The sequence below is a fragment of the Nostoc sp. UHCC 0302 genome (assembly GCF_038096175.1).
In the GTDB taxonomy this organism is placed as follows: domain Bacteria; phylum Cyanobacteriota; class Cyanobacteriia; order Cyanobacteriales; family Nostocaceae; genus UHCC-0302.
Genome location: NZ_CP151099.1, coordinates 4,248,459 through 4,271,839, shown reverse-complemented (window position 1 = coordinate 4,271,839; position 23,381 = coordinate 4,248,459). Strand labels below are relative to the sequence as shown.

General features: G+C 40.6%; 15 protein-coding genes. 10 read left to right on the top strand and 5 right to left on the bottom strand.

The features are described from left to right. The first annotated feature begins 10 nt into the window (after positions 1-10). From WKK05_RS18475 to WKK05_RS18465, 3 genes are all read left to right on the top strand, one after another. On the top strand, positions 11-589 hold the full coding sequence (locus WKK05_RS18475) for a Uma2 family endonuclease (RefSeq protein WP_341524569.1): 579 nt from the start codon (positions 11-13) through the stop codon (positions 587-589). Between the two features lie 310 nt (positions 590-899). Beyond that, positions 900-1,166, top strand: a complete 267-nt coding sequence (locus WKK05_RS18470) for a type II toxin-antitoxin system HicA family toxin (RefSeq protein WP_341524568.1) — start codon at positions 900-902, stop codon at positions 1,164-1,166. Further along, positions 1,150-1,365, top strand: coding sequence for a type II toxin-antitoxin system HicB family antitoxin (locus WKK05_RS18465; protein ID WP_341524567.1), 216 nt, complete (start codon positions 1,150-1,152; stop codon positions 1,363-1,365). Before WKK05_RS18470 ends, WKK05_RS18465 begins: the two co-directional genes overlap by 17 nt. Before the next feature lie 332 nt (positions 1,366-1,697). Here the strand turns inward: WKK05_RS18465 and WKK05_RS18460 are convergent, their stop codons facing one another. Then, positions 1,698-2,201 (bottom strand): N-acetyltransferase family protein, encoded by a 504-nt coding sequence (locus tag WKK05_RS18460; protein ID WP_341524566.1) that lies wholly within the window; start codon positions 2,199-2,201, stop codon positions 1,698-1,700. Positions 2,202-2,974: 773 nt separating this feature from the next. Between WKK05_RS18460 and WKK05_RS18455 the strand changes: the two genes are divergently transcribed. After that, a complete protein-coding gene (locus tag WKK05_RS18455; RefSeq protein WP_341524565.1) occupies positions 2,975-3,919 on the top strand; it encodes a hypothetical protein in 945 nt (314 codons plus the stop codon). 113 nt (positions 3,920-4,032) lie between these two features. On the opposite strand, the gene WKK05_RS18450 is transcribed toward WKK05_RS18455, so the two are convergent. Together WKK05_RS18450 and WKK05_RS18445 are read right to left on the bottom strand one after the other, a co-directional pair. After that, the gene (locus WKK05_RS18450; protein WP_341524564.1) at positions 4,033-5,703 is read right to left on the bottom strand and encodes an ABC transporter ATP-binding protein; all 1,671 of its coding nucleotides are present in this window, start codon (positions 5,701-5,703) and stop codon (positions 4,033-4,035) included. A gap of 189 nt (positions 5,704-5,892) precedes the next feature. After that, positions 5,893-6,381: a DUF2243 domain-containing protein gene (locus WKK05_RS18445; protein WP_341524563.1), complete on the bottom strand. Its 489-nt coding sequence runs from the start codon at positions 6,379-6,381 to the stop codon at positions 5,893-5,895. Between the two features lie 161 nt (positions 6,382-6,542). Between WKK05_RS18445 and WKK05_RS18440 the strand changes: the two genes are divergently transcribed. From WKK05_RS18440 to WKK05_RS18430, 3 genes are all read left to right on the top strand, one after another. Beyond that, a complete protein-coding gene (locus WKK05_RS18440) occupies positions 6,543-7,013 on the top strand; it encodes an NADAR domain-containing protein (protein WP_341524562.1) in 471 nt (156 codons plus the stop codon). A gap of 371 nt (positions 7,014-7,384) precedes the next feature. Continuing rightward, a complete protein-coding gene (locus tag WKK05_RS18435) occupies positions 7,385-10,168 on the top strand; it encodes a GAF domain-containing protein (RefSeq protein ID WP_341531119.1) in 2,784 nt (927 codons plus the stop codon). Between the two features lie 647 nt (positions 10,169-10,815). Further along, positions 10,816-11,586: a hypothetical protein gene (locus WKK05_RS18430; RefSeq protein WP_341524561.1), complete on the top strand. Its 771-nt coding sequence runs from the start codon at positions 10,816-10,818 to the stop codon at positions 11,584-11,586. On the opposite strand, the gene WKK05_RS18425 is transcribed toward WKK05_RS18430, so the two are convergent. Continuing rightward, positions 11,560-11,769: a PAS domain-containing protein gene (locus tag WKK05_RS18425; RefSeq protein ID WP_341524560.1), complete on the bottom strand. Its 210-nt coding sequence runs from the start codon at positions 11,767-11,769 to the stop codon at positions 11,560-11,562. The genes WKK05_RS18430 and WKK05_RS18425 overlap by 27 nt on opposite strands. 664 nt (positions 11,770-12,433) lie before the next feature. Between WKK05_RS18425 and WKK05_RS18420 the strand changes: the two genes are divergently transcribed. The 3 genes from WKK05_RS18420 to WKK05_RS18410 all read left to right on the top strand — a co-directional run bounded on the left by WKK05_RS18420 (position 12,434) and on the right by WKK05_RS18410 (position 19,383). Beyond that, positions 12,434-14,995: a proteasome protein gene (locus WKK05_RS18420; protein ID WP_341524559.1), complete on the top strand. Its 2,562-nt coding sequence runs from the start codon at positions 12,434-12,436 to the stop codon at positions 14,993-14,995. 78 nt (positions 14,996-15,073) lie between these two features. Continuing rightward, the gene (locus WKK05_RS18415) at positions 15,074-18,067 is read left to right on the top strand and encodes a molecular chaperone (RefSeq protein WP_341524558.1); all 2,994 of its coding nucleotides are present in this window, start codon (positions 15,074-15,076) and stop codon (positions 18,065-18,067) included. A gap of 197 nt (positions 18,068-18,264) precedes the next feature. Continuing rightward, entirely contained in the window at positions 18,265-19,383 is a 1,119-nt protein-coding gene (locus WKK05_RS18410; RefSeq protein ID WP_341524557.1) for a hypothetical protein, read from the top strand. Positions 19,384-19,461: 78 nt separating this feature from the next. Here WKK05_RS18410 and nifJ read toward each other — a convergent pair whose 3' ends face one another. Further along, positions 19,462-23,079, bottom strand: coding sequence for a pyruvate:ferredoxin (flavodoxin) oxidoreductase (gene nifJ, locus WKK05_RS18405; protein ID WP_341524556.1), 3,618 nt, complete (start codon positions 23,077-23,079; stop codon positions 19,462-19,464). Between the last annotated feature and the right edge of the window lie 302 nt (positions 23,080-23,381).

Here is a 23,381-nt window from a genome sequence, read left to right as displayed (position 1 = left end):
AAATTTTTCTATGGATGCATTAACTATCAACTTTGCTCCTGTTCTTCAAATAACAGATGAGCAATTATTCGAGTTATGTCAGATAAATGAATTAACCAGATTTGAGCGTAATGCTGATGGTGCATTGCTCCTAATGCCTCTAGTGGGAGGTTTAACCAGCAACCGCAATGCTAATTTAACTGCTCAACTTGGAGTGTGGAATCGTGATGAGTCACTAGGTATAGCTTTTGGTTCTTCGGTTGGGTTTATTTTATCAAATGGAGCAGTTCGTTCTCCTAATGCATCTTGGTTAAAACGTGACAGATGGGATTCTCTCACACAGGAGCAAAAAGAGAGATTTCCGCCTGTATGTCCTGATTTTGTAGCGGAGTTGCGTTCTCATACTGATTGTTTAAGAAGGCTACAAAATAAAATGCAAGAGTACCGAGACAACGGTGCTAAATTGGGTTGGTTAATTGATTTGGAGACTCGGCAAGTAGAAATTTATCGCTCTGCTAGAGATATTGAAATACTACAATCTCCTGCTAGTTTATCAGGAGAAGATGTTATGAATGGGTTTATTTTGAAGTTAGAAAAAATTTGGCAATAAATACAAAAATACTGTCAAATATTCGTATTCAGAAAATTGAGAATTTAATATTTGCATAAGGCGATCGCCTAAACTTTCTGTCTATTAATACCTTACTAAGCAACAATCCTGTATTCAAATTATTGAAAAATGCTTTAACTGTTAACTTTACTCTTGTATTTACTGATTTTGTACTTAAATTTATTTGTCTGATTTTTTTGCAACAGGCAAAGTCTGATCAGAAGCTGCTACGTGTCTATGTATTTCTCTTCACAACACAAATTTTGGAATAAATATGAGACTATAGAAATATTAAGACACTCCAAAAAACGTGAGTCAGCAAGACAAACTATTAGCTAAAATCCTTTCAGGGACTTCTGACACAGATATTCCCTTTGCTCAACTTTGGCAACTCTTGTATAAACTAGGGTTTGATGAGCAGATTCGTGGTTCTCACCGAATCTTTACTAAAAAAGGTGTAGAAGAAATATTGAGCCTACAACACAAGTTAGGTAAAGCTAAAGGCTATCAAATTAAACTAGTTCGTGCAGTGATTATCAAGTATCAGCTAGGGAGTAAAATTGATGTTTCGTTATGAAATTATTCTCTACTGGAGTGCAGAAGACCAAGCTTTTATTGCGGAAGTTCCAGAATTACCAGGTTGTGCTGCTGATGGTGACACTTATCAAGAAGCGCTAAATAATATAGAAGTCGTTATGCAGGAATGGATAGAAATTGCTAAGGATTTAGGGCGTTCAATCCCTGAACCTAAACAGCGTCTAATTCGTAATTCGTGAGGCAGTAGGGTCTTCTCCCAAAGGGAGAGACTAGCGCCTGCCGTAGGATGCCCGAACGCAAGTGCGTCTCCTTTAGGAGAAGGGCTGTAGGGAGAAACAACTGGCGTTGTGTTAAGGGCATATTTCAATCTGATTTGTCACAAAAAATATGGTAAAAGCGCTTAACGCACTGCCAGTAAGAGTTAGGTGCGTTAGGCTAAAGGCACGTAGTTGGGCTTTAGCTCCAAAAAACATAAATCCTAATGCACAAATTTAGCCGTGCCACGCCACTACTTAAAATTTACTTCAGGTATGGGGTGTTCTGAATTCTGTCTTTTGACCCCTTCTCATAATTAGACAGTAGGTTTACTAATTCGCAGCCCGACAATAACTAAGTCTCGTTCAACACCATCAAGTTCAGCGATTTTTGGCAAATGTCCCCAACGCTGAAAACCAAATGTTTCAAATAACTTGAGACTCGGTTGATTGTGGGCAAAAATGAAGCCTACTAAGGTTTTAAAACCCAAGCTAGGACTTTCGTCGATTGCTTGTGCTAGAAGTTGCCTTCCCAAACCACATCGATGAAATGCAGGGGCTATGTAAATACTAATTTCGCCAGTTTTATTGTAAGCTGGTCGTCCATAAAAGGATTGAAAACTCAGCCATCCAGCAATTACTCCTTCTACTTCAATTACCCAGAGTGGGCGTTGTGAAGGCGATCGCCCATTAAACCAAGCAAGGCGACTTTCTACAGAGACTGGCTCTAAATCAGCAGTTGCCATACGGGTGGGAATCGCAGTATTGTAAATTGCCACAATTGTAGGCAAGTCAGTTTCTATGGCATGGCGGATAGTCATTGCTGCCGTCTTGGAGAAAATCTTCAGAAAATATTTAAAAATAATACAGCTTTAACAGTAAGAATTCTACGGCTTTTACTGTAACTATTACAGGTTGTTCTCAGGAGAATCTAGAAAATATTTAAACCCGTTGATGAAAGTAGATGTACAAAGTTCCTGACTACATCATTCTTTTTGACGAACAAGAGAGTAACATTCTGAGGAGCTAAACGCAAAGCGTAGGCTTGGTGTCAGCGACTCTATCAGGACAAGCTACTCCGCAGGAACCACGGTAACGAAGGAAGCCTCTACTCAGACTTCTCTGTGCTACGCAACTGGTTAATCTTAAGTCGTGGGTTTATTCTTAACTCCTCATTCAGTATTAATCCATGAGAAACAGATGATTGGATGAGTTTAATAAGAATAAACTTTTTCCTCTAATCATAGATATATCTCTTTTATCAAATTTTAACAACTTAATTTTTGTACTCTCTAATAGCAAGATTTTCCAGTTTTTATTTTTAACATAGGCATCAGAGTATAAATTACTAAACTCCTTAGCAGTAAGCTTTACAAAGCATACTTTATTGAAGTTGTATGTATAAAGATATATAAAATATATAGTTTTTTCACCTAAAGTTAGAAGAAATTGTTTTTATTCAATTGCATATGAATGTAGTTTCTATCTACAGCTCAAGATAGAGGTAAATATATTTATCTTTTACTTAAGATTAATTTAGTTATATAAGCTAGGCTTTAGTGTCAAGCAAGCGAAATTCTTAATTAGAGTTACTATGCCTATTAATTGCATTAAAAATAATCTTAAAGATTCGAGTGCAAATAAAAATAGTAATCTCTCAACAGCAGTAGAGATTGCTCTTCTTATAGATCAACTAAAGAATGGTATTTGGCTTGTTGGCATTCCTTCTTGGCTTTTTGGAATAACTGATAGAAGTCTTTCATCATTTTCTGATGGTTATTTATCCCCTATAGAAATTTTTCAGCTATTTACAACTTTTTTCTTTTTTATTAGTTGGCTATATCTAAAACCAAGCGAAAGCTTCAGCAGTAACGATTTAGAACCTAGCCAATATCAAGAATATCTAAATCGGACTCAAGCTAATAAGCTGAAGTTGAAAAATAGACACATGATTAGCCAAGAGTATATTTTACCTTTTCCGTATCTCTGCCAAATCTATCATTTATTAAGTTTAAAACATTTAGAGACAGTACATAGTTTTAGTCTCAATAACTTGAGAATTGTGAGTATTAGCCATTTTCAAGCTACAGATTTTGGTGGAACCATCAAGTTTCAAACGCTTTTAGATTCGCCAGTTAATCCTTTAAGAATTTGGCGACAACCAATTGTGGAAGTGGATTTAATTTTGCATAGTCCTTATACTATTGAATTGAATATTCCTGTCTATGACAACAAAAGAATAGTTGTGATATTTCATGCCTTCCCTTTAAATGACATGGAGCATCAATTCTTTATAGACATTTATAGTGACTTAGAGTGGCCAAAACCTATATTGCAAATAATTTTGCATTTTGCTTCTTGTCTAACACTTTTTGAAGACTTACCGTATTTACGGGCTTTAGCTGAGAAAAATATAGGCCGTTTATTTAAATTAGGTAAGACTTCCAATCACGAAACTGCATTACTGTTTAATAGATTCGTTGAATTGTACGGTTCCTCGACTGGTGAAACAACTAAATTAATTGAAGGAAGTAATTAGGAGTAGAGACACGATTATACTCTTACGAGAAGCCGCTCTTCGAGGTCTACGCGTCTCTACAGGAGTTAGAAATTCTTAACTTATCACTACTCAATGTTAACTCCTAACTTTATTTAAGCTCGTGCTAGTAAAGGAGCAGCTGCTAGTAAGGTTTTGGTATATGGGTGTTGAGGATTGGTAAAAATCTGTTCTGTAGAACCAAGTTCTACAATTTGACCACTGTTCATTACAGCAATGCGATCGCACAAAAATCTTGCTAACCAGAGGTCATGAGTAATAAACAAATACGTTAACTCAAACTCTTCCTTTAATTGCAACATCAAATCCAGCACTTGTGACTGCACGCTGGCGTCTAACATACTCACTGGTTCATCGCAAATCAAAAGTTTGGGATGAGTAATTAAAGCACGCGCGATCGCTACTCGCTGCTGCTGTCCACCAGATAAATCTGACGGATAACGTTGATAATAAATTTCTGGCGGTGTTAACCCTACTTTCTCAAGCATCCACAGCACTTGTTCTTTTGCTTTAACAGGGTCAGCAAGTTTGTGGATAAATAAAGGGTCAGCTATACTTTGTCCTACTGTCATCGCTGGATTAAGACAAGCATGAGGGTCTTGAAAGATCATTTGCATTTGTCGCCGTGATGAGCGAATTTCTTGGCGTGATAGGCTAGTTAAATCTCTTCCTAAAAACTCAACTTTGCCACCTGTCGGACGAATGAGTTGCAATATCGTTCGTGACAGGGTACTCTTACCACAGCCTGACTCCCCAACCAATCCCAGAATTTCCCCTGGATAAAGTTCTAGGTTAATATCATCCACTGCTTTAATTGTTTGACCTTGGGCTTTAAACAGCCGTTCAATAAAATTAGGTTCTATCGTGTAATATTGCTGTAGTTTACTGACACGCAGTATTGGGGATTGTTGATGGATAATGGTAAATTGTTTGTCTTCTGCATTTGCAATTACCAATTCGCCATTATCTTTTACTGCTTGAATGTGCAAAGCTGCTTTTAAAAGCGATCGCGTGTATTCATGCTGAGGTTGTCTAAATACAGTTGCTGTTGCACCCATTTCCACCATCTTGCCTTGATACATTACACCAATGCGATCACAATGCTCTGCCACCATTGCCAAATCATGAGAAATTAGCAGCAGTCCCATGTTTTCTTCAGTACACAGTCGCGTTAATTCTTGCAATATCTGCGCGGAGACTGTAACATCTAAGCTGGTAGTAGGTTCATCAGCAACAATTAACTTGGGGTTGAGAAGTAAAGCTAAAGCGATCGCTACTCTTTGTCGCATTCCGCCGCTAAACTCATGGGGATACTGATTCCAACGACTAGCAGGAATCTTCACCTTTTCTAAAGTCGCAAGTGCTTTTGCTTTAATTTCCCGTGCTGATAACTCTGGTGAGTGCGCCTGAAGAGTTTCAATACAATGCTTACCAATCGTCATTAACGGATCGAGGCGCGTCATCGGATCTTGAAAAATCAGCGCCACCGCCTCTCCCCGAAATTTACGCAACTGGTTAGGCGTCAAATCAAATACCGACTGTCCCTGAAATCTTACCTGTCCCTCAACCCGACTGGAGGCTGGGAGCAAGCGCATCACTGCCCGTCCGATAGTTGACTTACCACAACCTGATTCTCCTACCAATCCCATTCTTTCACCTCGTTGCAGGGTGAAAGACACATCATCAACCGCCCAACTTGGTGCTTCTTGACTACGCTGAGGATATGCAACTTTCAGATTTTCGATACAAAATAAGGCTTCACTCATATATTTTAGTTATCAGCCCGGAGCTCCCAGCTTTTATAATTTCAAATTTAAGATAGTCTATCAAATTCGCAAGGGTAGCTGTTCTTTTGTATCATCATCAACATTAAGGGAGTAGCGAATAGGCGAGTGGGGGAGTGGAAAGCAAGGATAATTAATTACTCCTGCTTCCTGACTCTTGTACAGACGCGATTAATCGCGTATTTCCTCCTGCTTTTTGACCATTATCCAGCCAACTACAACAAGCAGCGCACCCAATACAAGAAATCCCAAATCCCAAGCTAGCTGATTCGGCCCTGGTTTCACATGGTGTATACCGAGGATTTGGTGGTCAATTATACCTTCAATTACGTCAAATAACCCACTACCAATTAGCAATGACCCGACAAAAGTCTGTGATGACCAAGCAACATCATCACGACCTCCAGCCCGCCACAGCAAAACTATTCCTACTACAGTCAGCACCCAGTCAAAGGCATGAAATAACCCGTCCCATACCATGTTGATATCTATATTCGTGCTGGTTGTTAGAGGCCGAATGTTGCTTAACATATGATGCCACTGGAGGAGCTGATGCAGTAGAATGCCATCAATAAATCCTCCCAGACCCAGACCGAGGACAATTCCAGCTGTAATTAGTGGGGTTTGTCTGTTGGGGGTCTTTTCACTCTTCGCCTCCATCGTCAACCTCATATACGGGCTCTTTTACCACGATAGAACTTTTTTAAGAGCAATATCTTCTATCTAGAGGCAAGTAAGCTAATTCAATCTAAAGTAAACAACTTCCTGTCAGCATCTACAGGCATTATAGAAATTGATATATATTAAAGAGCAATTTTCAAATGACCATTTACTTTTATAAAGTTTGGCAGCCTTATGGCTGTTTTTCTAACTTTTCTCCCCACGGTATCCACATCCAAGGAACTTATTGGGCAACGGTTGAGCATTATTATCAAGCACAAAAATTTGTGGGCAGTGTAGATGCAGTAATTATACCTGTGATTCATGCCGCTCCGACCCCAGAAGAAGCTGCTGCTTTGGGACGTTGTGGCACCCGTCAATTGCGTCGAGACTGGAATTTTGTTAAAACTCAAGTTATGCGAGAAGCTGTACTCAAAAAGTTTCTCACTCATGCTGAGATTAGAGAAGTTCTCTTGACTACAGGCGATGAAATTCTAGTTGAAAACTCACCAACAGATTATTTTTGGGGCTGTGGTGCTGATGAAACAGGTCAAAACCATCTCGGTAAAGTTCTCATGAGTGTGCGTGAAGAAATCCGCAAGTTACTATCTTTGCCGAGAATCTACGGTTAAGATTGTCTTAATAATCATATTAATTAGCCAATTATCCATGAGAGGGGAATCGTAAAATTCCCCCAAATAGGAAGCTTAATAAATTTACAATAATTGTCTATTCTCTTGCATTGAGTTTAATTTTTTGATGAAATAATTGATGCAAGAAAGTAAAAAAGCACAAAATAATTAATATAAAAACAATCGATTTGGAAGTATTTTGAGTGATTTTACGTACATAAATTAAGATTAAAAAATATAAGATCAATGAAAGTCACTGAAGACAATTTTCTGAAGTTGAAGCCCAAAAATTAATGGATTCTCAAAGAAAAATTCTCCTCAGTGACAACTATAAACAAAATTTTATAATTCGCTTTTGGTATATACAAGCAATGACATTTACTGAGAAACCAAGGGGGTCGCAGCAAAGCTTAGACCAAGAAAGTTTGCTGCATAGGATGACAAGACAGATTAGGCGATCGCTCGACCTTCAAGAGATATTAACAACTACTGTTGCTGAAGTTCGGACATTTTTGGATACAGACCGGGTGAAGATATATCGGTTCGATAGGAATGGTAGTGGTGAAGTCATCGCAGAATCTATCCATGAGCAACGTCTACCATCTCTATTAGGGTTGCACTTTCCAGCAGACGATATTCCGCAAAAGGCCAGAGAACTGTTTCTGCTAGCACGGCAACGTTCGATTGTGGATGTAGCGGGCGGCAAGATAGGGGTATCACCACTACATTCACAAGAAACTGGCAAACCCCTTAAAACCGAGAATATTTACTTTCGGCAAGTAGACCCATGCCATATCCAATACTTAAAGGCAATGGGTGTGCAATCTTCATTTATAGTGCCACTACTACATTATGACCTCAAAGGGCAATCAGCAAAGCCGGAATTGTGGGGATTATTAGTATCCCATCACAGTCAACCGCGAACAATTTTGAAGCGGGAACTAAAAGTATTGCAGCAAGTTGCCGATCAAGTAGCGATCGCGATCGCTCAAAGTAACTTACTCACCGAAGCTTTAGCCCAAAAACAGCGAGAAGCTATCATCAACCAAGTAACGACTTTGTTGCATCAAATGCCGACAATCCAATTGTCAGCAGCATTAGAAACTACAATTGCAGCTTTTGGTGGAGTTGGTGGCAGGCTTTACATTGAAAAGAGTGGGGAACTATACACCTGGGGAAACCAACCATCACTGCCTTATGAATTAGAAAATATGGTGATTGAACAGCATCCAGTATGGCAAAACTGGATGGCGGAGGGCAAACCAGGGAAAGTTTGGGCGATCGCTGATCTCTACAAAGAACAACATTTGCGAGTTTTGGCTTTAGCGTTTCAGCCGACTCCTATTCGAGGAATCATGGTGATTCCCCTACATTATCGTGAACATTTTATCGGTGTATTAAGCATTTTCCGTCCAGAAATTGACACCGAAATTTTGTGGGCAGGACGCTGTGATGAGAATCGACGCCAACAGCTACCCCGGCTGTCCTTTGAAGTTTGGCGAGAGGAAAGAAAGGGGCAAGCACTTGATTGGCAACCGGAAGACATTTCACTAGCGCAAGCCTTATGTCATCACTTCTCAATGGCAATTGAGCAGCAGCAAACCTACCAACAGCTACAGGCGCTGAACATCAACTTAGAATTCCGGGTGCAAGAGCAAACTGCTGAACTAGAAAAATCATTACTACTGACTAAGGTACTCAAGCAAGTTACAGAACATATCCGTAGAACATTAGATTTGCAGACAACCTTGCAAACTCTTGTACGGGAAGTCCGTTCCCTCCTTAATTCAGACCGTGTACTGATTTACCAACTAGAAAGTGCATCGGTGATTGTTGAAGAGATTAATGGCAACTGGCCGTCAGTTTTAGGAGTGAAAGTACCATCTGACTGTTTTCCTGACGAGTATAGTCGTCTATACTTTCAGGGCAGAGTTAGGGCAATTAACAATGTAGCAACCGCCTCTTTAAGTGCTTGCCATCAAGAATTTTTGCAAAATTTACAAGTGCAAGCCAACCTGATTGTCCCCATTAATATAGGTATGCAATTGTGGGGATTACTGATTGCCCATCAGTGTGACATACCCCGAAATTGGCAGGATGCAGAAATTGATTTGCTGCAACAGCTAGGCGATCAGGCGGCGATCGCGATTCAGCAAGCACAACTCTATGAACAAACTTGCGCGGCAGAAGCTGAAGCCAGAACTCAAGCTGCACAGTTAGAGCATACTCTGCATGAACTTCAAGAAACACAGACAAAATTGATTCACACTGAAAAAATGTCCAGCTTGGGACAGTTAGTGGCGGGTATAGCACACGAAATCAACAATCCCGTTAACTTTATCTACGGTAACTTGACTCACGCCAGTGACTACACCGAACAACTGCTAGAAATTTTACGCCTCTACCAGTTGCATTATCCCGATCCCAATAGTGAAATTCATGCAGCGATTCAAGCGATCGATTTTGAATTTTTGGTACAAGACCTACCAAAAATTATGACCTCAATGGAAGTAGGAGCCGAGCGCATTCGCTCAATAATCTTATCATTACGCAATTTTTCTCGCCTAGATGAAGCTGAACACAAACGAGTTGATTTGCATGAAGGCATAGATAACACTTTATTAATATTGCAGCATCGCCTGAAATCAAATTCTGAGTTTCCTGACATAGAAGTGATCAAAGAGTATGGCGACTTACCACTGGTAGAATGCTATGCCGGACAGATAAATCAGGTATTTATGAATATTATCACCAATGCTATTGATGCCCTGGAAATGGGAGCTGGGGGCAGTGGGCAGGGGGAAACTTTCTGTAAGTCTTTCACCTCTGCCTGTTTAACCCAATGCCCAATCCCTACTATCCGAATTTCTACTCAAATTTCAACAGACAAATCTCATCTGTTGATTTGCGTTGCTGATAATGGCCCTGGAATGACTCCAGAAGTCAAAAGGCTAATTTTTGACCCGTTTTTCACTACTAAGCCTGTAGGCAGAGGTACAGGGCTAGGATTAGCTATTAGCTACCAGATTATCGTAGAAAAACATCGTGGAATAATGGAGTGTATTTCAGAACCTGGAAAAGGTACAGAGTTCTGGATTGAGATTCCCCTGCAAGCTTTTGCCAAAGACAATATTCTTGAACAGACAAAGAATTAATTGCGTCTCTATCTTAGGTATGATTAAATTCATAGTTTTTAAAACTTAAACAAACATTGAGCAATTACTTAATTTTTCTATAAGGTTACTCAAAGAATTTTTAAGAGACTAAATAAAAAATGAAGAGGCTATTTAGAGCGTATAGTCTATTGATCTATAAGCAAAAAGAGGAGCTTATGGGAAATACAACTGAACTAGATTTCTTGATGAAAATTACTTAATAATTCATCAGAAAAAAGTAAAGTTTAGTTGCAAGAAATAATAACTCCTATCAACAGGTGCTAACTTAATGATTGAAGCAACTAAAGCTTCCCTGGCAGATACAACAGCTGCATTGGAAACGTACAAAAGAGGTAAAAGACGCTGTTTGACATCCATCTGTCTCGACAAAACACAGCAACACCCAACGCGAACACTATTATTTCCTCAAAGTAGAAGAATAGGGGGCGCTGCAACTTGTTTTCATTGCTTATTAAAAAAGTAATGGAAGTTAGTTCATCCCTGGCTAGGATCAACAAAGAGAGGAAATAATTCAGCTAGTAGAAGTTTGGGTGTTGTTGTCTTTAGAAAGAAATTGGCTAAGATGCTGCCTCTAAGTGTAAGCTTATACAAAGTTGAATAGCAAGAGACAGTAGAAATAGCGCCTTATGTCAATTATTGCGCTCAGAGCATGGTATCTCCAGGATTATGAACCGATTCCAGAAGTGGAAAAGCGTCCGCCGGACATTCGCCTAAGTAAAAAAAGCCTGCTGAAGTCAGGATTACGAGCAGACTTTTTAGAAGAAAGTGACGAAGTTAAGAAATCAACTTGGTTTGGGCGCTATCTGGAAGGGGAAAATATTGAATTTTATATTGAGGGTAGTGGTGGCTATTGTGTAGCTAACATTGACTTAATCAGTCATGAGATTTATTTCACCAAGCAAGCGTTGTTAGCTCAGTTAGAACCAACAATTTTTTTGTGTTATCAAACTGAGTATGCCGCAGCCAGAGATGTCCTCAAAGAGGAATTGCAAAAAAGTTTAGCAGATTTAAACTCGCGATCGCGCCTTCCTTTAACAATAGTAGAATCTTCCCGTCCTAGTGATGCTCCTTTACGGCTTAATCGCACCATCATGCGAAAAATCCGAAAGAGCTTGCTGTTTGTTGCAGATACTACAGCCATTGCTAGCGTCGATGGCAAAGAAACCCTGCAACTAATTCCCAGTCCGAATGTCTGTGTTGAAATTGGCTATGCTATCCAAAGTAAGCGGTCTGAACAAATTTTACTAGCACAGATGCAACGTCCAAATTTAGAAGGACAATTTCCTTTTGACTTACCTACGCAGCAAATTTTGCAATTCCAAGACAGTAGCGAACTGAATAAAATACTCACTACGGCAATTGAAAACCAGCTAGCAAGATTTAAATTGTTTTTTTAACAGATATTCAATTGCATCTTGCTTTTTGTTTGTTGTCAAAACTATTTGAAAATAATCTGCACACATTGTTAAATCATCGGGATGCACAAAAGAAGCAAACGAATTTCCTGCAATCTCTGCAATTTCATGTCCTAAAATCTCAGTCCATACAGGCTTAGAAGACATAATATGCTGGCGAACCATGACTCAAACCTACAAATTAGAAAAATCTTCAAAAAATCAAAATAATATCCAAATTCTCTGTAAGCTAAGTTAATTAACTCTCTTCCTTAAATTGCCCGTAAATTGATAATTAGACTTTTGGCTTGCTCAATCGGATTCCTAACAGTACCGAAATATCGCAATCCTAAATCATTTGTGAAAACTATAGCGTTTCTCAGGTTAGTCCAATATAGACCTAACCCCCAGCCCCTTCCCTACAAGGGAAGGGGAGTAAGATTTAAAACCTCTCTCCTTTTAGGAAAGAGGTTTGGAAAGAAGTCAGAGTGTATTGCATAGAAACAAGAAGCGCTATATATTTATTCTCTCTGCGTTCTCTGCGCCTCTGTGGTAGCCTGCGGCGAGAATTATTTTAACAAATCAGATAGGATTGCTATAGAATATATTTTTTCTCAAACAGTTGTTTCTTCATCAAAAGTTTACATTAATAATATTAACTTTTTCCTGTTGACACCAAAACCAGATTTTTCAAAATAATATTAGCTGATAAAAATCGCTCACATTAAAATAGCAAATAAACTCAGAGAAATACTTAATGTGATGTTAACTCATTGCATAATGGCTGTTTCTCACGTTTTTTTTATGTTATAAAGCTCACAGAAATTGATGTAAGGCGGAAAACTACTCTATGGAACCAGAAAAACTCAAGTGTTTTAAAGAGTACGGTGAATTTATCCTCAGAAAAGTAGATTCGGTTCCGCAGCACCCCTCTAAACAAGAAGATTGGGTTCCAGCTAGCCTTGATGATTGTCTGGCTCGTCTGCGGGAAGCTGCTGAAAAAACTGTAGAACTTGCTACTTCGCCAGTCAAAATCGGTGTGATGGGGGAATTCAGTAGTGGTAAAACCTTACTTTTAGGCAGCTTGATTGGATATGCAGACGCTTTGCCAGTAAGTGAAAACCCTACGACAGGTAATGTTACTGCCATCCATATCATCCCTCAAGACGGTTTTATGACAACGCAGATAAGTAATTTAACTGTAGAGTATCTTTCTCATGAGGGGATGAATGAATGCCTGCATTTCATGTTGGGGGAAGCAAATAGACGGACAACAGCCGTAGGACTCCCTCCTGTATTGCTCTCGAAGCTTGGTTCTTGGAAAGATATTCTTAGCTGGTGCGAGGAAACATGGAATGCCAGTAACAATCTAGAACTTAGGTATCTGCTGCGCGAGTTAGTGTTGTTTGTTCGTGCTTATCACTCTTATGGGGAAGCGATGTGTGGTGGGCGCTACCAGATTGATGCCATCACCGCTCGTGAGGGGCTACAGCTCATTGAGCAGCCAATGGCAATTCAAACTTTGAACTTTGAAGATTTACCGCCAGCACATATTCGATTACCGAGTCCACCCCAAAGGCTACCTACAAAGTTATTGCAGAATAGCTTTCCGCTGATTCGTCGTGTCGATATCGAGGTCAAAATATCACGAGAAATTTGGGATGTTACGGGTGCTGATAGATTTATACTCTTAGACTTTCCAGGATTAGGGGCTGCGAATTCCGGGGTTAGGGATACCTTTTTGTCGCTGCGAGAATTGGCAGAAGTACAGACAATTTTAGTTTTGCTAAATGGCAAATCTCCAGGAAGCGATCGCGCTAATAAAATCTTTACCATGATGCAGCAGCAGCGACCAGGACAAGACCTGAAAGATTTAATTCTTGTAGGTGTAGGTCGCTTCGACCAACTACCCTTAGACAATGAAGGAGGTGAAAGAGAACTTGACAAACTGATTGAGGATAACCCCGCCGACAATGATTTACAGGAAGAAACTGTTTTGCAAAAACTGAAGGTTTTGCAAACTACCATTGATGGTGCAAGTGCATTTACAACCCAAAAAGACCGTATTGTTTTACTTTCGCCACTTTTGGGGCTTGCTGAGTTGGCAAAACGTTCTACTACAGTCAAAGCAGGCTCACCAGAGTTTTTGGCTAACTTAGACTATCCTAATTACCTAGACCAGTCTAAACGTTTGCAAGAGAAATGGGGACGCTTAAGCCAACGGCTGCTGCAATCTGGTATCCGCAGCAATTTGGGCAAACAACTAGGTTACTTTGCTCAAGATGGGGGTATTAGCAAGCTGCGAGAATTGATTCAAAGCCACTTAGCTACTCACGGTCTGAAGCAACTGTATGAAGATACTCGGAGAGCTGCTGATGTAGTGAGTCAGCAACAAGATAATTTAAAAAACATCATAGAAGAAATTCACGAGCAAGGCATACCAACAGCAGACAGCCCAGCATTTAGCGAGTTGTGTTTTACTGTCGAAAGTTTAGATAAAACCTACAGGAACTTTCAAAAAAATTTAGGGAAAGAACCACTTAAAGACCGCCGCGGAGTTGTTGTCAGTGATGTGGTAAAAGATGAACTCACTTTTAGGATACTCAATTGGAATCAGTGGACTTTACTCTTTAATAAAGCTAATAATGGCACGATCGCTCTAGCAGAATCTAAAGGTGCAGCAGGGAAATTGTTTGATAGAGGAAACCGAGTAAATAGTTCTCTGCCGACTAAGAGTGATGATTTTTATCCGGCATTTGCTAAAACAATTAAAGAACTAGAAGAATTTGCCCGCGATCGCATTCATCAAGCAGTTGTAGATTTGTTGAATAAATTATCAAATCAGGTAGCCCAAGAACGCGACTATTTGAAGACAATTCTCCAACCAGAAAGAGAACAATTTATCGAAGAGAAATTTGGTATTGAGGAAGCCGAGTTATTTTACAAACTGTTTTTAGGATGCGATCCTAACCAATGGAACGAAGCAATCATTGCCGAAATTGCTCATAAAGAAAAAGCTATCATCCCTGAAATTATGTTTCCTTTAGCCCGTCAAGATGAGAAACATGATATCGGTCAAATCTTTGACTGGGCCCCTCAGAGAAACCAAGGCATTCCCAAATCTGGTAATCACCAACTTTTAGTATTGCGATTGCGAGATGAAATTACTGCTAGCGCGAGTCTCCACCTTGTGCAGTATGTCAGTGAAGTTAATCGACAAGTTAATTCAGAATTAGAAGGCATTTTAGATCAAATTATTCCCAGTCTGCAAAACCTCACAAAAAAAGAAGCATTACTAAGATATTTGGCATCTGGAGACTCGCCAAATGAGCTAGCAATTCCTACTTGGTTGCAGACTCTCTCAGAAATTAGTGCCATTTCTTACTTAGATATTTTGAAACAGGGAAAATGACAGAGTGAGGGACTGCGAGCGACGAGCCTTTGAACTTTAAAAAGTCATATATCTAATGCCCAACACACGAATACCGTAATGAATCCTTTTCAACTGAACAAAAATAGCGCTCAACAAGTAAGCGAGAAACAACAAAAAAGATTTCCGGGATGGTTCGCCCTAGATTTTGGCACGTCCAATTCTACAGTTACACTTTTCGATCCGATTGAAGTACCGATCGCAGAAATTTTACCAAAAGAACAGGAAATACGTTTGCGCGATCGCTTGGTACAATGGCTGAGTTCTCCAGCATGGGAAGCTTTACCAGATGCTAGCGCTGGTGAATGGGAAAAGTTTATTGCTGATATTAGCAAAAATCTGGAGATAGAACCCAGCCAATTAAGCGAAGTTTTTGAAACTGATAACAAAGAGCGATTTTTAGAAGCGGTTCGCCAAATCGAACTGTGTTTGGGTAATAGCGAAAAGTTTCGCCGTGCTGTTAGCAAAAAACTTTATCAGATATATCATGAGGTGTTCCGTGTCCCTACCCTAGAGTCGCAGAATTTGATTCCGGTAGTGCTAGATATCGACCGTCGCGATACAGAAATTCCTAGTGAGTTGGAAATTTCTCAGTTAACTTCTTTAAATCTGCGGATGGGTAGAGAAGCTAGAGACAATAGAAAAAAAGCGATCGCTCAAGGCACAAGCAGCTCTATAAAAGAAATTATCAGCAGGTTTCACCACTCGCCCAAACGTTATTTTGGTCAGGAGCGGTCTTTTGGAGTTATTTTAAATGGTGAAGAAGAAACAATTACTGTTAATGATTTAATCCAAGCAGCTTGGGGACATCTCATAAATTTAACCGAAGATTACCGCCAACGCGCCCGCCGCAGGTTTTCTGAGGGAGATTTTTTAACAGCAGTTGTCACTTATCCCACTGTTGCGCCGCCAGTGGTACGCAAGGAAATCAAAGAACTAATTGAGCATCTGGGCATTGATGACGTGCAAACTGCTTATGATGAAGCCGTTTCTGTCGCAATATTCTTCTTGTGGCGTGAATTTGGCGGTAATCTCAACATTGGTATTGAGTCATTTAAAACACGTTGTCGTCAAGAAAAGAACAAATGGTCACAAAACGTTCTGGTTTTGGATATCGGCGGAGGAACAACAGACTTAGCTTTAATTGAACTAACTTTAGAAGACAAAACTCCAGCCTTTGCCGAGTATGAAGACCGAGGTTTAGGCGGAAGATATTATAAACTCACGCCCAAACTGTTAGGTTCATCTGGTCATTTACAATTAGGTGGTGAGTTAATTACACTGCGAATTTTTAGATTATTAAAAGTAGCGATCGCTGACTTTTTATTAGCAGCAGTGACAACAGGCCATATTGAAAGCGAAAAGCTAGAAGATTTAATTAATTCAGAGTTAAGCGATCGCTTTCTGGAACAAGGCAGATTTAAACGCGGTAGTCTATTAAAATCGCTGGATAGAGAGAATCCAGAAGGCGATGTCGCTTACAAAGACGCCTTGGATACTGCCGAAAAAGTATTACCTACCCGTTGGCAACAAGCACCGCAACGCCTGCAAACCTTTTATACTCTTTGGGATCATGCAGAAGCAGCCAAACTTAAACTTGGGCAAAAGCCAACCGGAGATAATTCTCTATTAACCTTCACGTTATCTGAGCAACAAATTTCCGAACTGCTGACTCAAAGCGCTGTGAAATATCAGGTAAAAGATCCAGATAGCATCTGCGTCATCTTAGACAGCCAGCAATTTGAACGAGCCGCCGCTTCTGCAATTAAAGAAGCGATCGGTATTGCTAAAGGGCTGATGGAGAGCCGTTTACGCCCCGATGATACCAACAAAAACTCTGGGATCACACAGAAAGTTGATTGGTTAATTTTGTCTGGCAAAACTTGCAATCTTGACTTAGTGCAGCGCCATATTTATCAGGAATTTAGCAACTCTCCCTATTTTGTTTGGAATCCAGAGCGGATTACCTTTGTACTGGAATTTACCAAACTAGCTACATCTGCTGGTGCTTGCTACGCAGAGAAACTGCGAAGACTGAGATTCGACCCAGAAGAATCCAAAGGATTGCTACGTAAGGGAGCCAACCAACTAGAAATTGATGTCAAAAACCTATTTTATTATTTACCCTGCAACTTCAAACGCAAAACCCAAAGCAACGACTTATTGACTATATTCAAGGCTGGGCAAGAACTTCATCAACTTGTACCCTGGGAACCAGTGGCAAAGGTGCGGACAAAATGGCAAGGGATACAACTGACCAATATTATTTATCGACAAGACTACGAAGATGGAGATTTAAGGCTTTGGGGTAGCTTTGACGGTAAAAACCTGATGGAGAAACTGGGGATGGAAGAATCAGAGTTTCTCAGAAAAGTCAAAGTTCAATTTGAGATTGATCAAACGCTCCAATTTAGCGTAATCCTTTGTCAAGGAAATCCCCATTATTTGATTGACATTCCTGGCATTGATGTAGGAGCAGCAATATCAGCAGCTTCTGAGATAGAAGAAACATCAAGTTTGTTTGTTGATGATAAGTTGAAATGGAATATCGCGATTGAACGCTTTAACAAAAACCTGAATGATGGTGATATTGCCGTCAATGTAATTGAGTCTGCAACTGTTGATCAACCAGATGCTTATCATCTAGTATTTGAAGCAGACCATGTTGATAGTACATACCTGCAACAATTTCACTATTTGCGCGATGGTGTAACCGAACCGGGAACAGGATTAATTAGTAATCCCTTGCCTCCCTTTCCGCAAACTGGTCAACATACTTTTTATGTATGTCAAACAGATACAGAAACCAAGAGCAAAAAATGGTTACGAATTGGCGCACTTAGCAAACCAGATGTGACTACAGATTACCCTTGCCAATATCGTGTTTCTATAGACAATCAAGGGATTCTGCGGATGCACGCTGGTGCAGTACCTTACTGGACATCGACAAATCAAGAATGTCTGAAGTTGGAGGGATGCGTTTTTTACGCCGAATTGGAGTTACAACCCAATGAAGTTGATAAAGAACGTGATCCTTTTAGCGGTATACATTAAATGGGGCATGGGAAATAGATTTTTGAGTCTATTAATACTTGCCTCACGCAGAGACGCAGAGACGCAGAGGTTTGATTAGCGCCTTGGTTTGAGATAGAAGGCGGTACTAAATTTGAATTACAAATCATTACCAAAATGTGGTCGAAAACTCTTTCTCTCTGCGCCTCTGCGTGAGATAAAAAGAAAAGGTGATATTCATGCAGCGTCTACGTCAGTTATTAGAAATAGAAAACTCAGAATTAGCTCATTTACTGCGGTTTAGCCTGCATGGATTAGAATCTGCTTTAAATCAAGCTAGGACAGAATTACCACAAGATCCAGGAGCCAAAGTATGCGATGAGGTGCTGCAAGAACTTCATAACTTGTTGCAACCTGTACCTCTACAGCAAGATTCTGGTTGGGAAGATGCTACTGCAATCATATCGCCCCCAGATGAGTTAAAACTAATTCACCTCCAAAAAGCTTTCGATTCTGACCCGGAACTCAGATACTATTTAGGAAATTCTCCACTGCAAAGTCAGACAGACTCAGATTTGTGGAACGAAATTCAACGCAAGCTGCTAAGAGTTCCAGAGGATTTAGCAACATCTTGGCAACAGCGTGCTTTGGATGTTGCTCAGGAAGCTGGTGCAATCGAGGATAATTCTAATCTGTATCAACTTCCCTTTTGCCGAGATGAAATTATTTACCCTGGACTTAAAGGTACTGTTATTACTCAGGGATTATGCTTATCTCAAAAAGCACTATTAAATTCTGAAATTACACAAGGTAATGAGTCGGGTAATTTGTATTTACTAGCTGGATTACTGTTAGTTTGTATAAATTTTATTGAGATAGAGCCGGATTTACATCATGCTTTAAAGAGCATTTTTGGCTTTGATATCATCTCTTTACACTCCAAGCCAGAACAGCGTAATCAATATCTTGACGCTTTAAGCGATCGCTTTCACCGCACACAAAAAGCTGAAGAAAATGCCGATCCCTTGTTGAGCCTGCGTACCTGGATTGACATGGATGAAGCAATACACTCTTTAGTATTCGTCCCACCAGTTGAACGCTATTCTTGGTGGGGTAAACTGCAACAAGAATCGCGCCGCATTCTCAAAAAAGTTGCCGACAGAGCCATTAATGCAGGTAATGATGTGCGAATTCGGCAACTATCAGGACTTTATGCTGATATCTGTGCTTTATCTAAAGATGACCTGCAACTAGATTGTGGAGGAATTCCTGGGGAAGTGTTGACTTGTCTTCGAGTTTATGCGCGAATTAATCAGGAAGAATCCCCCGGTCGGGTAGTATTTCGCTCATCACGCTAGTGACAGATATACCATTGTAGAGACGCGATTAGACCATTGTAGAGACGCGATTAATCGCGTCTCTATAGGAATTACGAATTATATTTTCCGCTCTGCTAGATATTGATACATCTGCCAACGCGCATCAACTTCAGATTGCGCCTGTTCTAGCAAATGCTTGGCAAGCTCAGGTTTACTTTTGGTCAGCATTTTGAAGCGATTTTCTTGGTACATTGAGTTTTCTACAGGCTGTGTAGGCGATCGCATATCCAATTGCAAAGGATTCTTACCCTGTTTTTCTAAGTCAGGATGATAACGATATAATAACCATCGACCTGATTCTACCAATGTTTTCTGATGATTCATCGCTGTGGTCATATTAATGCCGTGAGCAATGCAATGGCTGTAAGCAATAATCAGTGATGGCCCATCATAAGCTTCTGCCTCTAGAAAAGCTTTCAAAGTATGTTCATCTCTAGCACCCAAGGCTACACTCGCTACGTAGACATTTCCATAGGTCATAGCAATTAAACCTAAGTCTTTTTTAGGCGCAGGCTTCCCACTAGCGGCATACTTAGCAACCGCTGCCCTTGGTGTAGCTTTGGAAGATTGACCACCAGTATTTGAATACACTTCGGTATCCATCACCAAGATATTGACATTCCGACCACTGGCAATTACATGGTCGATACCGCCAAAGTCAATGTCATAAGCCCAACCATCACCGCCAACAATCCAGACACTTTTCCTTACCAAGTAGTCAGCAATCGATTGAAGATTTTGAATTTTGGATTTTAGTTCATCGCTAGAGGTACTATAAATTGCGTTTTCTAACTTTTGTTTTAACAGTGCTACTCTTTCCCGTTGTTCCCAAATATCAGCTTCAGATTTTTGTTCAGCTTTGAGGATGGAATTGACGAAGTTTTCATCTATTTCACCGCTCAACTGTTGCAATAATTCTGCGGCAAATTCAGCTTGTTTATCTAAAGAGAGGCGGAAGCCAAAACCAAATTCAGCGTTATCTTCAAATAAGTTATTAGACCATGCTGGGCCGCGTCCTTCGGCGTTTTTCGTCCAAGGGGTAGTGGGAAGGTTCCCGCCGTAGATTGACGAACAACCTGTAGCATTGGCAATCACAGAGCGATCGCCAAACAGTTGTGTTAATAATTTTAAATAAGGTGTTTCGCCACAACCCGCACAAGCACCAGAGAATTCAAATAAAGGTTCTTGCAGTTGTTGTTGACGAATCTGATTAAGTTTTAATTGTTGTCTGTCAGGATTTGGCAAACTTAAAAAGAAATCCCAGTTTTTCCGTTCTTGTTCCCGCAAAGGTAGCTGCTGCGCCATGTTAATCGCTTTCAGCGATGGCTCAGACTTATTTTTTGCAGGGCAAATATTTACACAAATAGTACATCCCGTACAGTCTTCTGGGGCAACTTGAATCGTAAATTTTTGATTGGCGAAGTCTTTATCTTTCGCATTAATTGACTTAAAGCTTTCTGGTGCATTAACCAACTCACCCGGTTGATAAGCCTTGGCGCGGATAGCACTGTGAGGGCAAACCATCACGCACTTACCACATTGAACGCAGACATCCGGCTCCCACACAGGTATCTCTTGTGCCACATTGCGTTTTTCCCATTTGGCAGTACCACTGGGAAAAATTCCGTCTGCTGGTAAGCTACTTACAGGTAAATCATCGCCTTCCCAAGACATGATTTTACCCAAGACATCGCGGACAAATTCTGGAGCGCAATTGCTAGAGACGCGATTAATCACGTCTCTACTCCTAACGCGATTAATCGCGTCTGTACAAGAATTAGGATTTTGGATTGTCTGTGGTATATCTACCTTATGCAAGTTGTCTAGTGTGTTGTCTACAGCTTGCAGATTCATGCGGACAACTTCTGCCCCTTTCTTACCATAAGTCTTTTCAATCGCTTGTTTGATTTTGGCGATCGCTTCTGCTTGCGGCAAGACATTCGCTAAAGCAAAGAAACACACTTGCATAATGGTGTTAATCCGTCCACCCATGCCACTTTCACGGGCAACTTGGTTAGCATCAATTATGTATAACTTCAGTTGCTTATCAATAATTTGCTGCTGCACTTTCTGCGGCAGATTTTCCCAGACAGTATCAGCATCATAAGGACTGTTGAGCAGCAAAGTTGCCCCAAGTGCAGCAGCTTTCAATATATCAATGCGTTCTAGAAATCCCCAGTGATGGCAACCAATAAAGTTGGCTTTGTCAATTAAATAAGTGGAGCGAATTGGCTTAGGACCAAAGCGCAAGTGAGAAACAGTCATTGAGCCAGATTTCTTGGAGTCATAAACAAAATAACCTTGGGCGTAGTTGTCTGTTTCTTCACCAATAATCTTAATTGAGTTTTTGTTAGCACCGACTGTACCATCAGAACCTAACCCGTAAAACATCGCTCGTACAACGTTATCCGGTTCAGTGGAGAAGTTAGAGTCAAAGCTCAAGGAAGTATGACTGACGTCATCATTGATACCGATAGTAAAGTGATTTTTCGGTTTAGCTTGGGTGAGGTTGTCGAAGATGCCCTTTACCATCGCAGGGGTAAATTCCTTGGAGGAAAGACCATAACGACCACCAACAACTTGAGGGGTGGGGGAAACTCTCCCACTTCCCCGATCATCCCCCGCCTCATGGATAGCAGCTACCACATCTAAATACAATGGTTCCCCGGCGCTACCTGGTTCTTTGGTGCGGTCGAGAACAGCGATCGCCTGTACACTAGCTGGAAGTACTTTTATAAACCTTTGCACATCAAAGGGACGGTAAAGTCTGACTTTCAGCACACCGACTTTTTCTCCACGGGCGTTGAGATAATCTACCGTTTCATGTACTGTTTCACAGCCGGAACCCATGATCACAATGACGCGATCGGCATCACTCGCGCCGTAATATTCATAGATTTGATAATACCTTCCCGTAACTTCGCCAAATTTATCCATAATCTGCTGGACAATTTCGGGACAATCGTTGTAGTAAGGGTTAGCACCTTCACGGGATTGGAAGTAAACATCAGGGTTTTGGGCTGTACCCCGTAACACTGGACGGTCTGGGGTCAACGCCCTGTTGCGGTGGGCGAATATTAAGTGATCATGAATGAGCGATCGCAAATCGCCGTCTGTTAGCAGTTTTACTTTCTGTACTTCATGAGATGTGCGGAAACCATCAAAGAAGTGCATAAACGAGACTCGCGCCTCTAAAGTAGCAGCATGGGCGATAAGCGCAAAGTCTTGGCTTTCCTGCACCGAAGCGGAACACAGCAGCGCAAAGCCAGTAGCGCGTGCTGCCATAACGTCGCTATGGTCACCGAAAATTGATAAAGCGTGGGTAGCTAGGGAGCGTGCAGCAACGTGAACCACAGCGCTAGTCAATTCCCCAGCGATTTTGTAGAGATTGGGTATCATCAACAATAGTCCCTGAGATGCCGTGAATGTGGTACTCAAGGAACCTGTTTGCAATGCCCCATGCACTGCACCCGCCGCCCCGCCTTCACTCTGCATCTGGACAACGCTAGGAACAGTACCCCAGAGATTGGGACGACCCTCAGCTGACCAAGCATCAGCCCATTCACCCATCGCTGACGAGGGGGTGATGGGATAAATAGCAATCACTTCATTTAATTTGTAAGCAACACGGGCAACAGCTTCATTCCCGTCGATGGTTGCAAAACTTTTGTTCATAACTTTAATTTTGTCCTAGCCTCTAAACTGCATTAACAGAAAGCAGGTATAGATGAATTAGAAATAGCCAGAGCCAGGAAGTCTATGTATTCTATTCTCTGCATCAAAAATTAAAACTAAATATTTATCAGTAGAATTTGCTACTTATTTAGTTAATGATTGATTGACTACTCGCGGCTCTTAAGTTAACTCTAAATAAATACTGCATATATTAATATCTCATCTGCAATACTGCATCTATTAATATCTATTAATAATGTACTCAACATCTACAGTCATTATTCAGCGATGCTTTCGGATAA

Excerpts from the sequence above, each read along its gene's own strand:
- WKK05_RS18415 (WP_341524558.1), top strand. The coding sequence starts at position 15,074 with ATGAATCCTTTTCAACTGAACAAAAATAGCGCTCAACAAGTAAGCGAG.
- WKK05_RS18460 (WP_341524566.1), bottom strand. The coding sequence starts at position 2,201 with ATGACTATCCGCCATGCCATAGAAACTGACTTGCCTACAATTGTGGCA.
- WKK05_RS18440 (WP_341524562.1), top strand. The coding sequence starts at position 6,543 with ATGACCATTTACTTTTATAAAGTTTGGCAGCCTTATGGCTGTTTTTCT.
- nifJ (WP_341524556.1), bottom strand. The coding sequence starts at position 23,079 with ATGAACAAAAGTTTTGCAACCATCGACGGGAATGAAGCTGTTGCCCGT.
- WKK05_RS18475 (WP_341524569.1), top strand. The coding sequence starts at position 11 with ATGGATGCATTAACTATCAACTTTGCTCCTGTTCTTCAAATAACAGAT.
- WKK05_RS18435 (WP_341531119.1), top strand. The coding sequence starts at position 7,385 with ATGACATTTACTGAGAAACCAAGGGGGTCGCAGCAAAGCTTAGACCAA.
- WKK05_RS18425 (WP_341524560.1), bottom strand. The coding sequence starts at position 11,769 with ATGGTTCGCCAGCATATTATGTCTTCTAAGCCTGTATGGACTGAGATT.
- WKK05_RS18450 (WP_341524564.1), bottom strand. The coding sequence starts at position 5,703 with ATGAGTGAAGCCTTATTTTGTATCGAAAATCTGAAAGTTGCATATCCT.
- WKK05_RS18420 (WP_341524559.1), top strand. The coding sequence starts at position 12,434 with ATGGAACCAGAAAAACTCAAGTGTTTTAAAGAGTACGGTGAATTTATC.
- WKK05_RS18455 (WP_341524565.1), top strand. The coding sequence starts at position 2,975 with ATGCCTATTAATTGCATTAAAAATAATCTTAAAGATTCGAGTGCAAAT.
- WKK05_RS18430 (WP_341524561.1), top strand. The coding sequence starts at position 10,816 with ATGTCAATTATTGCGCTCAGAGCATGGTATCTCCAGGATTATGAACCG.
- WKK05_RS18445 (WP_341524563.1), bottom strand. The coding sequence starts at position 6,381 with ATGGAGGCGAAGAGTGAAAAGACCCCCAACAGACAAACCCCACTAATT.
- WKK05_RS18410 (WP_341524557.1), top strand. The coding sequence starts at position 18,265 with ATGCAGCGTCTACGTCAGTTATTAGAAATAGAAAACTCAGAATTAGCT.